The sequence below is a fragment of the Streptodolium elevatio genome (genome assembly GCF_040649515.1).
Classification (GTDB): Bacteria; Actinomycetota; Actinomycetes; order Streptomycetales; family Streptomycetaceae; genus Yinghuangia; species Yinghuangia elevatio.
Genome location: NZ_JBEZFP010000095.1, coordinates 1 through 13,261, shown reverse-complemented (window position 1 = coordinate 13,261; position 13,261 = coordinate 1). Strand labels below are relative to the sequence as shown.

Annotated in this window: 11 protein-coding genes and 1 pseudogene; all 12 read left to right on the top strand. The window is 70.9% G+C overall.

Translation table 11 applies throughout. The features are described from left to right. Window positions 1–6 precede the first annotated feature (6 nt). The gene (locus AB0C36_RS29535) at window positions 7–795 is read left to right on the top strand and encodes a 2-keto-4-pentenoate hydratase (protein ID WP_358359843.1); all 789 of its coding nucleotides are present in this window, start codon (window positions 7–9) and stop codon (window positions 793–795) included. Next, the gene (locus AB0C36_RS29530; RefSeq protein ID WP_358359841.1) at window positions 792–1,241 is read left to right on the top strand and encodes a RidA family protein; all 450 of its coding nucleotides are present in this window, start codon (window positions 792–794) and stop codon (window positions 1,239–1,241) included. Before AB0C36_RS29535 ends, AB0C36_RS29530 begins: the two co-directional genes overlap by 4 nt. Before the next feature lie 31 nt (window positions 1,242–1,272). Continuing rightward, window positions 1,273–1,893, top strand: coding sequence for a 3-hydroxyanthranilate 3,4-dioxygenase (locus tag AB0C36_RS29525; RefSeq protein WP_358359839.1), 621 nt, complete (start codon window positions 1,273–1,275; stop codon window positions 1,891–1,893). Next, entirely contained in the window at window positions 1,890–3,002 is a 1,113-nt protein-coding gene (locus AB0C36_RS29520) for an amidohydrolase family protein (RefSeq protein ID WP_358359837.1), read from the top strand. Before AB0C36_RS29525 ends, AB0C36_RS29520 begins: the two co-directional genes overlap by 4 nt. Next, window positions 2,999–4,273: a kynureninase gene (kynU, locus tag AB0C36_RS29515; protein WP_358359835.1), complete on the top strand. Its 1,275-nt coding sequence runs from the start codon at window positions 2,999–3,001 to the stop codon at window positions 4,271–4,273. Before AB0C36_RS29520 ends, kynU begins: the two co-directional genes overlap by 4 nt. Before the next feature lie 195 nt (window positions 4,274–4,468). Then, a complete protein-coding gene (locus tag AB0C36_RS29510; protein ID WP_358359832.1) occupies window positions 4,469–6,334 on the top strand; it encodes an LVIVD repeat-containing protein in 1,866 nt (621 codons plus the stop codon). 179 nt (window positions 6,335–6,513) lie between these two features. Then, the gene (locus AB0C36_RS29505; RefSeq protein ID WP_358359830.1) at window positions 6,514–7,815 is read left to right on the top strand and encodes a branched-chain amino acid ABC transporter substrate-binding protein; all 1,302 of its coding nucleotides are present in this window, start codon (window positions 6,514–6,516) and stop codon (window positions 7,813–7,815) included. Further along, the gene (locus AB0C36_RS29500; protein WP_358359827.1) at window positions 7,812–8,738 is read left to right on the top strand and encodes a branched-chain amino acid ABC transporter permease; all 927 of its coding nucleotides are present in this window, start codon (window positions 7,812–7,814) and stop codon (window positions 8,736–8,738) included. Before AB0C36_RS29505 ends, AB0C36_RS29500 begins: the two co-directional genes overlap by 4 nt. Window positions 8,739–8,743: 5 nt before the next feature. Continuing rightward, a complete protein-coding gene (locus AB0C36_RS29495; protein WP_358359825.1) occupies window positions 8,744–10,480 on the top strand; it encodes a branched-chain amino acid ABC transporter permease in 1,737 nt (578 codons plus the stop codon). Window positions 10,481–10,485: 5 nt separating this feature from the next. Then, window positions 10,486–11,283 (top strand): annotated as a pseudogene (locus AB0C36_RS29490) (ABC transporter ATP-binding protein); the annotation flags it as partial. Next, window positions 11,283–12,125 (top strand): ABC transporter ATP-binding protein, encoded by an 843-nt coding sequence (locus tag AB0C36_RS29485; RefSeq protein WP_358359823.1) that lies wholly within the window; start codon window positions 11,283–11,285, stop codon window positions 12,123–12,125. The pseudogene AB0C36_RS29490 and the gene AB0C36_RS29485, both read left to right, overlap by 1 nt. Window positions 12,126–12,267: 142 nt before the next feature. After that, window positions 12,268–13,167: an SGNH/GDSL hydrolase family protein gene (locus tag AB0C36_RS29480; RefSeq protein ID WP_358359820.1), complete on the top strand. Its 900-nt coding sequence runs from the start codon at window positions 12,268–12,270 to the stop codon at window positions 13,165–13,167. The last annotated feature ends 94 nt before the right edge of the window (window positions 13,168–13,261 follow it).

Below are 13,261 nucleotides of genomic sequence, written 5' to 3'. Positions count from 1 at the left end.
CTCCGCATGACCGGCATGGTCGAGCGCTGGGCCGACACCCTGGACGACGCGGCGGTGTCCCGCAAGCCCGTGGCGGGGCCGACCGAACTGGCCGGTGTGCCGCTTGCGGACGCGTACGCGGTGCAGCGCGCGGTCGTGGGCCGCCGCCTCGCCCGTGGCGACCGCATGACCGGCTTCAAGATGGGCTTCACCTCGGTCGCCAAGATGCGTCAGATGGGCGTACACGACCTGATCCACGGCAGCCTGACGGACGGCATGTACGTCCCCGACGGCGGCACGGTCGACGTCGGGGCCCTGCTGCACCCGCGCATCGAGCCCGAGGTCGCGTTCCTGCTCGACGCCCCGCTGGGGGCGGGGGCCGACAACAGCGACCCGCTCGCGGCCGTGGCAGCGGTGGCCGCCGCCGTCGAGGTCATCGACTCGCGCTACGCCGGGTTCTCCTTCACCCTCCCCGAGGTCGTCGCCGACAACGCGTCGTCCGCGGGCTTCTCCACCGGCCCCTGGCACCCGGCCGACGGCGTCGACCTCGGCAACCTCGGGGTGCTGCTCGAAGTGGACGGCCGCCTGGCGCAGGCCGGCAGCACGGCGGCGATCCTGGGCCATCCGGTGCGCTCGCTCGCCGCGGCGGCGCGCCTGGCGGCCGCGTACGGCACGACGCTCCAGCCGGGATGGGTGGTGCTCGCGGGTGCCGCGACGGCCGCCGTACCCCTGGAACCGGGCGCGCACGTGCGGGCGACGGTCGACGGGCTCGGCTCGGTCGAGGTGACCGCGTCCGCAGCGGGGGACGCGCGATGAGCGGCGCTCCGGGGATCGTGCCCGGGAAGGCCCGACCGCGCGGCCGGTTCCCGCACTTCCGGCGCGCCGGCGACTTCGTCTTCGTGTCCGGCACCAGCTCGCGGCGCCCCGACGGCACCTTCGCCGGGGCGTCCGCCGACCCGATGGGCGTCACCGACCTGGACATCCGCGAGCAGACGCGCGCGGTGATCGGGAACATCGGCGACATCGTCCGGGCCGCGGGCGGTTCGCTCGCCGACGTGGTGTCGGTGACGACGTACCTGGTCAACATGAACGACTTCGGCGGCTACAACGAGGTGTACGCGGAGTTCTTCGACGAGTCCGGGCCCGCGCGCACCACGGTCGCGGTGCACCAGCTGCCGCACCCCCACCTCTTGATCGAGATCAGCGCGACGGCGTACGTTCCCGAACTTCGGGACCATCCGAACAGTTCGCCCTCGTCCTGACGGAACGCCACCAGACCACCTAGGAGCGCCCATGTCCGGCAGCACGCCGCGCGCCCCGTACCGCCGCAACGCGTTCAACCTCAGCGCGTTCAACCTCGACGCCTGGATCGAGGCGAACCGCCACCTCCTCAAGCCGCCGGTCGGCAACGTCCAGATCTGGCAGGACGCCGACCTGATGGTGACGCTGGTCGGCGGCCCGAACCGGCGCACCGACTTCCACGACGACCCCATCGAGGAGTTCTTCTACCAGCTGCGCGGCGACATGGTCCTGCGCGTCATGGAGGAGGACGGGAAGCCGCCGCGCGACATCCCGATCCGCGAGGGCGACATCTTCCTCGCGCCCGCGCACCTGCGGCACTCGCCGCAGCGGCCCGAGCCGGGGAGCATCGGCCTCGTCGTCGAGTTCGCCCGTCCGGCCGGAGCGCGCGACGCGTTCGAGTGGTACTGCATGTCGTGCCACCACCTCGTGCACCGCAGTGAGCTGCAGTTGCAGTCGATCGTCGACGACCTCCCGCCCGTCTTCGCGGGCTTCTACGCGGACGACGACGCACGGACCTGCCCGCAGTGCGGCGCGCTGCACCCGGGCCGCGACTGGCCCGACGACCTCCGCCCGCACACCGACAAGACCCGTCAGGAAACCCAGGCACCATGACCGTCATCGACGTGCACGCGCACGTCTTCCCCCGGATCTCGCGCGCCGACGCGGGCGTGCTGCGCGACCACGACGGCCCGTGGCTGCGCGACCACGGCGACGGCAGCGGCATGATGATGCTCGGCGACACCGAGTACCGCCCCGTCACCCGGGCCCTGTGGGACCCGGCCGTCCGCGTCGCCGAGATGGACGCCTCGGGCGTCGACATCCAGGTGGTGTCCAGCACGCCGCTGATGTTCGGGTACGACGCCGACGTGGCCCGCGCCGCCGAGTGGTGCGACCGCGTCAACGCGCAGATGCTCGACTTCTGCGCGCAGGCCCCCGACCGCCTCGTGCCGCTGTGCCAGGTTCCGATGCAGGACACCGAGGCGGCGTGCGAGTCGGTGACCCGGGCCGTCCGCGCCGGCCACCGCGGCGTGCACCTCGGCAACCACGTCGGACCGCACGACCTCGACCACGGCGCGGTCACCGAGTTCCTCACCCACTGCGCGCACGAGGGCGCCGCCGTCCTCGTGCACCCGTGGGACATGCCGGAGAACCCGCGCACCGACGACTACATGCTCGCGTGGCTGGTCGGCATGACCGCCGAGACACAGCTGTCGATCCTGCGGCTGGCGCTGTCCGGGGCGTTCGAGCGCATCCCGGCCGACCTGCGCCTGCTGTTCGCGCACGGCGGCGGCTCGTTCCCGTACCTGCTCGGGCGGGCCGACAACGCCTGGCACCGGCGGGACATCGTCCGCAAGGACAGCCCGCTGCCGCCGTCCGGCTACCTCGACCGCTTCCACGTGGACTCCGCGGTCTTCGACCCGCGGTCGCTGCGCCTGCTGGTCGACGTCATGGGCAGCGACCGCGTACTGCTCGGCACCGACTACCCGTTCCCGCTGGGCGAGGCCGATCCGGGTGCGCTGATCCGGGCGAGCGAGCTGACCTCGGCGCAGAAGAACGCGCTGCTCGGCGGCAACGCCGCACGCCTGTTCGGCCTCGACGACCTGGTCGGCCCCGGCCGGGCCCGCGGCGGTCCGGGCGTCGTGAACCGCAGCACGAACGTCCCCGTCGGCGCGGCGGGTTCCGACCGTACGAACGGCACGATCACCCGGGAGACCCGATGACCGGCTTCGACGCCGCCGCCGCGATACGGGCAAAGCGGCTCCACGACCGGGCGGCCGAACTGGACGCGGCCGACGGACTCGCCGCGCTCCGCGACCGGTTCCTGCTCCCCGAGGGCGTCGTCTATCTGGACGGCAACTCCCTCGGCGCGCTCCCGGCCGCCGTTCCGGACGCGGTCGAGGACGCGGTGCGCCGCCAGTGGGGCACCGACCTCATCCGCTCGTGGAACGACAACGACTGGTGGGACGCCCCGACGCGGATCGGCGACACCGTCGGCCGCCTCGTCGGTGCCGCGAAGGGCCAGGTGGTGTGCGGCGATTCGACGAGCGTGCAGCTCTACAACGCGCTCACCGGTGCCGCCCGCCTGCGCCCCGGCCGCACGCTGCTGCTGACCGACCCGGACCACTTCCCGACCGACCAGTACATCGCGGACGCGGTCGCCCGCACGCTCGGGTTGACCGTGCGCCGCGTCCCGGTGCGCGAACTGCCCGGCGTGCTGGCCGCCGACGGGCCCGACGTCGCGGTGGCGGCGTACGGCCCGGTCGACTACCGCACCGGCGAGTTGTACGACATGGCCGCACTCACCGACGCCGTGCACGCGGCCGGCGCGGTCGTGCTGTGGGACCTCTGCCACGCCGCGGGCGCCGTACCGGTCGAACTCGACGCGATCGGCGCCGACTTCGCTGTGGGCTGCGGTTACAAGTACCTGTCCGGCGGCCCGGGGGCGCCGGCGTTCGTCTACGTCGCGGCGCGCCACCAGGACGCGTTCGACCACGCGATCACCGGATGGCACGGGCATGCCGAGCCGTTCGGGATGCACGGCACCTATACCCCGGCCCCGGGCATCTCCCGGGCCCGGATCGGCACGCCGCCGCTGCTGTCGATGCTGGCCCTGGAAGCCGCGCTGACCGCGTTCGACGGCGTGGACATGAAGGCTCTGCGCGCGAAGTCGACGTCCCTGACCGGGTTCTTCCTCGACTGCGCGGACACCCTGCTCGACGGCCTGGGCTTCACCGTGGCGACCCCGCGGGACCCCGAACGGCGCGGCAGCCAGGTGTCGTTGCGCCACGAGCACGCGTACCCGATGGTCCAGGCGCTGATCGCGCGGGGCTACATCGGCGACATGCGGGCTCCGGACATTCTGCGGTTCGGCTTCAACGCCCTGTACGTCACCCACGCCGACGTCGCCGGGCTGGCCGCCGAACTGCTGCGCATCACCGAGGAACGCGAGTACGCCGACGGCCGGTTCGCGGCGCGTTCCACCGTCACCTGAGCACCGGAGATCAGAGCACCAAAGCACCAAAGCACCTGAGCACCTGAGCACCTGGGATCAGAGCACCAGAGCACCTGAAGTCCCGTCACCGACTCCCTTTTCCGGGGCCCGTTCCCGCCCCGCGCATGTGCTCCGCGCCAACTCCCGGTTTCACCCTGCCCGAAAACCGACACCCGCGACGGAAGGACCGTCCCTATGCGCGTCCCCCGCACCATCACCGGTCTCCCGCTCACCCGGAGATCCGGGGCGTTCGTGGCCGCGGCCGTGGCCACCGCCACCACCGCGGCACTGCTCGCCCCCGCGAACGGCTCCGCGAACAGTACGGCCACGGACGCCGCCCCGGCCGCGGCGACACCTGGAACGGGTGCCGCCACGGACCCGAACATCCCGTTCGTCTGCGACAACAGCCGTCCGCAGCCCGCCGATCCGGGCAGCTACGGCATGCAGTTGGACGGCAGCTTCCTGCACCCGGCGTCGACCCCGGTCGACGAGGAGAACCCGCATCCGTTCCCGGGGCGCATGGACGACTACGACACCAAGTCGTACAGCAAGAACGTCAAGGTGGAAGCCGCTTACGAAGGCGCCGACTTCACGCCGGACTTCTTCCACACGTGGCAGAACATCGTCGACTTCAACGGCCGCCGGTACATGTTCCAGTACGACCGGTCCGAGGGCCGCGTCTACGACATCACCGACGTGCGCAACGTCAAGGTCGTCGAGCGCATGAGCCGCAACGACGTGGACGGCGACGAGTCGAAGGCGAACGGCTCCTGGGCCGCCTACGACTACTGGGGCGCGACCACCATCCAGTGGAACGCCAGGCTCAACTCCTACGTCATGGTCATGTCCTTCGAGGACAAGCGCCAGATCGACGAGCTGCACCCCGAGCCGGGCAAGGACAAGTTCGACAACCCGGCCGGCGTCGCCGCGGTCCGCGCCAAGCAGGGCCTGAAGGGCTTCAAGGTCTTCAAGCTCAACGGGCCGCTCAAGAAGGACTGGCAGCTGCTCGCGACGGTCAGCACCGACTCGACGCAGGCCGACCCGCTCAAGAGCGACCTGTCCAAGCCGCAGCAGGGCTCGGGATCGCTCGACGTACCGATGTGGGACGGCGGCAAGTACCTGTTCCTCGCCGTCGCACCGAACGACACCTATGCCAACACCGAGTACCCGACCAACCTGCACTCGGCGGGCTACCAGAGCTGGGACATGTCGGACCCGACCAAGCCCCGGCTGCTGGACACCTGGCACCTGGAAGGCCAGGTGAAGGGCGAGGAGGCCGCGTACGCGAAGAACCCGCGGTGCGGCAACCGGACTTCGTGGATGGGCGCGCGCATGCCGCTGTTCATTCCCAAGCCCGTCGAGAAGGGCGGCAAGTACGGTTTCGCGGTACAGGGCGGCTACGGCCTCACCGTGCTCGACATCTCGAACCCGGCCGACATGAAGCAGGTCAGCCACCTCGATCTGCCGCCGTCCGTGGCCGGTACCGAGGGCGACAACATCGACGTGTCGCAGTACGAGAAGACCGGCATGATCTACCTCTCGGGCTACCCGCTCACCGAGGACTGCTACGAGCCGTACAAGCCGATCTGGCAGATCGACGCCCGCGACCCCGCCAAGCCGCGCGTCGTCGGGCAGCTCCCGCGGCCCACTCCGCCGAAGTCCTCCGGGATCACCGACTACTGCCAGCGCCGCGGCAGCTTCGGGCCCAAGCGCACCGGCTACTACACCAACCCCGGCAAGCAGGACAACGGCACGCTCGTCTACGGGTTCTACAACGCGGGCGCGCAGATCTTCGACGTCGACAACCCGTCGCGCCCGGAGATCGACGCGTACTTCGTGCCCAAGGCGTACGGCACCAAGACGAAGGACTGGCCCACCGAGAACGGCGAGTTCCCGGACTGGGCGAAGGGCAACCAGACGCACGGCGTGTACGTCGAGTGGGACCGCAACATCGTATGGGTGATGACCAACCACGGCATCTACGCGGTGTCTTCGCGCGAAACCCTCGGCCGTCCGAACCTGGGACGCCCGGAACACCCCTTCCGCAACAGCCAGTTCTGATCCACCCGCGCTGACGTGGGCGCCCGGCCGCCGCACCGCCTCGCGGCCGGGCCGCCCACCGGCCCCCGTCACCCCTGAACTCCCCCTCGCTCCCCCTCGCTCCCTCGGGGCGGTCCACCCGCCGCCCCGAGGGCGCCTAGCCCTGCCCTTTTCCGGTCCAGTTCCCCGAGGAAGTCCCCATGCGCCACCGCTCCGCCCTGCCCACGGCCGCGGCCCTCGTCGCCGCCGCCCTGACCCTGACCGCGTGCGGTTCGCGTGACTCCGGCAACGCCGGCTCCAGCGCGAACGGCTCCGGACCGGGTCAGGGCGGGTCCACCGTCGTCATCGGCTTCGACGGCCCGCTCACCGGCGACCTGTCCGCCCTCGCCCTCGGTGCCCGCAACGCCGCCGAACTCGCGGTGCGCCAGGCCAACGAGAAGAACCTCGTGCCCGGCGTCACCTTCAAGCTGGAAGCCCTCGACGACCTGGCCCAGCCGTCCAACGGCCAGCAGAACGCCACCAAGTTCGTCGCCGACGACCGCGTCCTCGGGGTCGTCGGGCCGCTCAACTCCTCGGTCGCGCAGTCGATGCAGAAGGTCTTCGACCAGGCCAAGCTGGCCGCGGTGTCGCCGTCCACCACGAACCCGGCGCTCACCCAGGGCGAGAACTGGGCGTCCGGCGACAAGAAGCGGCCGTTCGCGTCGTATTTCCGCACCGCCACGACAGACGACGTGCAGGGCCCGTTCGCCGCGCAGTACATGAAGAACGACCTGGCCAAGGGCAAGGTCTTCGTCGTCGACAACAAGAAGGCGTACGGCGCCGGCCTGGCCTCCACCTTCAAGGCCGAGTTCACCCGCATCGGCGGCCAGGTCGTCGGCGAGGACCACATCAACTCCGGGGAGAAGGACTTCTCCGCGGTGGTCACGAAGATCCGGACCTCCGGTGCCGAGGCCGTGTACTTCGGCGGGGAGTACGCCGACTCCGGCCTGTTCACCGACCAGTTGAAGAAGTCCGGCGCGCAGATCCCGCTCATGGGCGGCGACGGCATGAACGACGCCAAGTACATCCAGCTGGCCAACGGCAACGGCGAGGGCGACTACGCGACCTCGGTGGGCGCGCCCGTCGAGGCGCTGCCGTCCGCGAAGGACTTCGTCGCGGCGTACGGCCAGGGCGGGTTCAAGGAGCCGTACGGCGGCTACGGCGGCTACTCCTACGACGCCGTCTCCGCGCTCATCCAGGCGGTCAAGGCGACGGTCGAGGGCAACGGCGGCAAGCTGCCGGGCGACGCCCGCGCGAAGGTGCTCGCGGCGCTCCAGAAGGTGGCGTTCGACGGCGTCACCGGCCGCGTGTCCTTCGACGAGTTCGGCGACACCACCAACAAGCAGCTGACGGTGTACCAGGTCAAGGGCGGCCAGTGGGCGCCGGTCAAGAGCGGCGAGCTGACGGTCGGCAACGCGGGCGCATCGGCGGGCGCACCGGCGCAGGGCGGAACCCCGCAGTGAACGAGTTGCCGCAACAGCTGGCCAACGGCCTGATGCTCGGGTCGATGTACGGCCTGATCGCCATCGGCTACACGATGGTCTACGGCATCGTCCAGCTCATCAACTTCGCCCACGGCGAGATCTTCATGATCGGCGGATTCGGCGCGCTGACCGCGTTCCTCGCCCTGCCCGACGGCGTCTCGCTGTGGTTCGCCGTGCCGCTGATGCTGATCGGCGGTGCCGTCGCCTCGGTGCTGGTCGCGGTGCTGGCGGAGCGGTTCGCGTACCGCCCGCTGCGCACCGCGCCCCGGCTCGCCCCGCTCATCACGGCCATCGGGCTGTCGCTGGTGCTCCAGCAGCTCGTGTTCCTGTTCTACCCGGACGCCAAAGCCGCTCGGTCCTTCCCGCAACTCGGCGGTGGGCCCTACCACTTGGGCGATGTGACGCTCCAGTCGGCGGACCTGTTCCTGCTCGCCGCGGCGCCGCTGTGCACGCTCGCGCTGGGGGCGTTCGTCCGCTCGCGTACCGGGCGTGCGATGCAGGCCACGGCCCAGGACCCGGGCACCGCACGGCTGATGGGCATCGACACCGACCGGGTCATCACCGTCGCCTTCGCCGTCGGTGCGGCGTTCGCCGCGGTGGCCGCGGTGGCGCACGGGCTGCGGTACGGCCAAGTCGACTACCAGATGGGCTTCGTCACCGGCCTCAAGGGCTTCACGGCTGCGGTACTCGGCGGCATCGGCAACATCTACGGCGCGATGCTGGGCGGACTCGTCCTGGGCGTGGCCGAGGCCCTGGCCTCGGCGTACGTGCAGGACCTGCCCGGGATGGGGCAGTTCGGCGGCGGGTCGTGGGCCAACGTGTGGGCCTTCGTCCTGCTCATCGTGGTGCTGCTGGCCAGGCCGCAGGGTCTGCTCGGCGCGCGTGTCGCGGATCGGGCGTGAGAAGCATGGGACTCGACACTCTGACCCCCTCGTCGCTCGCCGACGCGCGGACCGCTGTTCGTACCGCCGTGGTGCGGCGCGTCCGGGTGCCGCTGCCGACCCGGGTGGCCCGGGCGGCAACTCTGGTGGGTGGGCTGGCTCTTGCCGGTTCGACGTTCCTCGCCTGGACGTGGACGCCGGCGTTCCCCGGCGACCTGACGGTCACCGGGTACCCGGGCGGGCTCCAGGTGCTGACGCTGATCCTCGGCGCGGCCGTGGCGGTGTTCGCGCTGGCGTCGTACGGCGTGCGCGGTCTCGGCTGGCTGGTTCCGGCCGGTGCGACGGCCGCGCTCCGACGGCTCGCGCTCGGCGGGTTCGCGGTCACCTGGTTCACCGTGATCGCCATCGCGGTGGAACTTGACGGCCTGGCCAACCTGGAGCCGGGCGGCGTGGTCGCGGCGGTCGCCGCGGCGGTGCCGCTCGTGGGCGCCTGGGCGCTGCCCGACGACACGCGGGAGCCCGGTCCGGCCCGGGAACTCCCGGACGCCGTGGAGATCCTGGTCATCGCGGCGGTGCTGGCGCTCGGGCTGCTGGTGTTCACGTACGGCATCGGCACGTCGTACGGCCAGCTCTTCGGCGGCTTCCTGATCGCGGTCGGATTCGGCTGCGCGGCGCTGGCGCGGGCGGGCCTCGCGCGACGGCTGACGGCCCTGACCGCACGGCACCGCAGCGTCACCACGGCCGCGGCGTTCCTTGCGGCGGCGGCGTTCCCGTTCACCCAGTCGGACGACCGGTACGCCACCGTGGCCGCGAACATCCTGGTGTTCGCGACGGTCGCGCTGGGCCTCAACGTGGTCGTCGGGCTCGCAGGTCTGCTGGACCTGGGCTACGTGGCGTTCCTGGGCGTCGGCGCGTACACCGCGGCCCTGGTCTCCGGGTCCCCGGCCTCGTCCATCCACGGCTTTCAACTCCCTTTCTGGGCAGCTGCGTTGGCCGGCGCCGCGGCGGCGATGCTGTTCGGCGTGATCATCGGGGCGCCGACGTTGCGTCTGCACGGCGACTACCTGGCAATCGTGACGCTCGGGTTCGGTGAGATCTTCCGCATCACGGTCAACAACCTGGACGGGGTGTCCGGCCCGGACGTGACCGGCGGTCCCAACGGCATCCCGAACATCCCGGACCTCGACATTCTGGGCTTCGACTTCGGGGCCGAGCACGTGGTGTTCGGCGTGACGCTCGGCCGCTTCGCGAACTACTACCTGCTGCTGCTCGTGGTGACCGCGATCGTGGTGCTGGTCTTCCGCCGGGTCGGCGACTCGCGGATCGGGCGCGGCTGGGTGGCGATCCGGGAGGACGAGACCGCGGCGCGGGCGATGGGCATCAACACGTTCAAGCTCAAGCTCATGGCGTTCGCGCTGGGCGCCGCGCTGGCGGGACTGGCCGGGACCGTGCAGGCGCACATCACCTACACCGTGGTTCCGGAGCAGTACCTGTTCGCCGGTCCGGTGCCGCCGAACTCGGCTTTCCTGCTGGCCGCGGTGGTGCTGGGCGGCATGGGCAGCATCACCGGCCCGCTGCTGGGGGCCGCGCTGCTGTACCTGATCCCGGCGAAGCTGGAGTTCCTCCAGGAAGGCCAACTACTGGCCTTCGGCGTGGCGTTGATCCTGCTGATGCGTTTCCGGCCCGAGGGCCTGGTCCGGGACCGCGGGCACGAGGCGGAGTTCCACACAGAGCCGAACGTCGACGCGAAGGCGGGGGTGTGAAGCGCATGACGCTGTTGGACGTACGCGGGGTCACGATGCGGTTCGGCGGGCTGACCGCGGTGAACGGCGTGGACCTGACGGTCGCTCCCGGCGAGGTCGTGGGACTGATCGGTCCGAACGGGGCCGGGAAGACCACGTTCTTCAACTGCCTGACCGGGCTGTACTCCCCGACGGAGGGCGAAGTCCGTTACGACGGTGCGATCCTGCCGCCCAAGCCGCACCGGGTGACGGAGGCGGGCATCGCCCGCACGTTCCAGAACATCCGGCTGTTCGGCGGCATGACGGTGCTGGAGAACGTGCTTGTGGGCCGGTTCTGCCGGACGCGCGAAGGGCTGTTCTCGGCCATCTGGCGCGGCCGAGGCTTCCGGCGTGCGGAGGAGTCTGCGCGCGAGAAGGCCTTGGAGCTGCTGGAGTTCACCGGTCTGGCCGATCAGGCCGACCGGATGGCCCGCAACCTGCCCTACGGCGGGCAGCGCCGTCTGGAGATCGCCCGCGCGCTCGCGAGCGACCCGGGACTGCTGATGCTCGACGAACCGACCGCCGGGATGAACCCCCAGGAGACGTTGGAGACCGAGGAGTTGATCCTCGCGATCCGCGACCGGGGGGTGGCCGTGCTGGTGATCGAGCACGACATGCGCTTCATCTTCAACCTCTGCGACCGGGTCGCGGTGCTGGTGCAGGGCGCCAAGTTGGTGGAGGGGCCGCCGACGGCGGTCCAGGCGGACGAGCGGGTCGTCGCGGCGTATCTGGGTGAGCCGTACGAGGAGTCCGCGGCGGCACAGGAGAGTTCGGAGGTTCCGGCATGACGGCGGCGGAGGCGGCGGAGGCGGCGGCGGAGACGGAGGCGGCGGCTGAGACGGAGACGGAGGCGGCGGCTGAGCACGCGGAAGCGGGGACTGCGGAGTCGGGGGCCGCCGCTGCGGGAGGTCGGTCGCGGGCCCTGCTCGACGTCGAGGGCCTGCGCGTGGCGTACGGGCGCATCGAGGCCGTCAAGGGCATCTCGTTCCGCGTCGACGAGGGCGAGGTCGTCAGCCTGGTCGGGGCGAACGGCGCGGGCAAGACGACGACGCTGCAAACCCTTTCGGGACTGCTGCGGGCGACGGCCGGAAGCGTGGAGTTCGACGGGAAGGCGATCCACCGCACGCCCGCGCACCGGATCGTGGCGCTGGGCCTTGCGCACTCGCCCGAAGGCCGGCACATCTTCCCGCGCCTGTCGATCGAGGAAAACCTGCTGCTGGGAGCGTACTTGCGGCGGGATGCGGACGGCATCGCGGCGGACGTCGCGCGGGCGTACGACCTGTTCCCGGTGCTCGGCGAGCGGAAGCGCCAGGCGGCGGGAACCTTGTCGGGCGGCGAGCAGCAGATGCTCGCGATGGGACGGGCGCTGATGTGCCGGCCCAAGCTGCTGATGCTCGACGAGCCGTCGATGGGCCTGTCGCCGATCATGACGCGGCGCATCATGGACACGGTCGCCGAGCTGAAGTCGGGCGGCACGACGATCCTGCTGGTTGAGCAGAACGCCCGTGCGGCGCTGGCGCTTTCGGACCGCGCATACGTCATGGAGACCGGCCGGATAGTGCTCTCCGGGACGGGCCCGGAACTGCTGGACGACCCCTCGGTCCGCAAGGCTTACCTCGGCGAGTAGCCGGGTGCCGTCGGCGCCGTGTTGTCACGTGTCACAAAACCCTTGCCGGAACTCTACGTTACCGGCCAGTTAAGCCGAGGATCTTCAACCTGCATGATGTGCGGCAGTGGGTTCCGCTGTCCCGCGACCAGCAGGAGGCATCGTGAAGTCCTGGTACCGGCAAGGGTTCTGGCGTCTCGGTAAGGGCGTCCTGGCGGCCGCGGCGCTGCTGGGGCTTGTGGCGGGCACCGGGGCCGCGTCCGCCTCGGCGGCGTCGGCCCAGGCCCGGCAGGTGTACGTCGCCCTCGGCGACTCAATGGCGTCCGGGCCGCTGATCCCGAACATCACGGGCCCGGTGGCGTGCGGTCGTTCGACGAACAACTACGCGCACGAACTCGCCGCGAGCCTGGGCGTGGACGAGCTGCGCGACGTCACATGCAGTGGCGCCGACACCAAGGACATGACCCAACCACAGTCGCTGTCCCTCCTCGGCGTCGACATGGGCACCGCTCCGCCGCAGTTCGACGCGCTGTCCGCCGACACCACACTTGTGACGCTCACCATCGGCGGCAACGACGCGGGCCTCGTGGGCATCGCCGAAGACTGCGTGCAGCTCAACCCGTTCGGGGCCACCTGCAAAAGCCGCTACACCGCGGGCGGCGTAGACCAGGTCGCCGCGCGGGTCGATTCTGTCGGCCCGAGGCTCGCCGCGGTCCTCGACGGCATCCACGCCAAGTCCCCGAACGCCCGTGTGGTGGTCACCGGCTACGGCCTCTACATCAAGCCCGGCGGCTGCTGGCCCGTCCAGCCGGTGCTGCCGACCGACGCCGACTACCTCCAGGCCAACGTCGACCGCCTCAACTCGGTGATCGCCACCCAGTCCGCGGCACACGGCGCGGAGTACGTGGACGTCCGCACCCCGAGCGCCGGCCACGACATCTGCCGCTCCGCGTCCGCCCGCTGGATCGAGGGCTTCGTCCCCACCAACCTCGCCGCACCCCTGCACCCCAACCAGCGAGGCGAAGAGAACTACGCGCTGATCATCGAGGACGCGATCACCTGATCCCCCCGACCCCGGTGCGGGCGGCGGACAGGGGTCGCCGCCCGCACCCGCCCACAAAAACGTAGAACAAAACTCAGAAAAACACAAAAAAAGC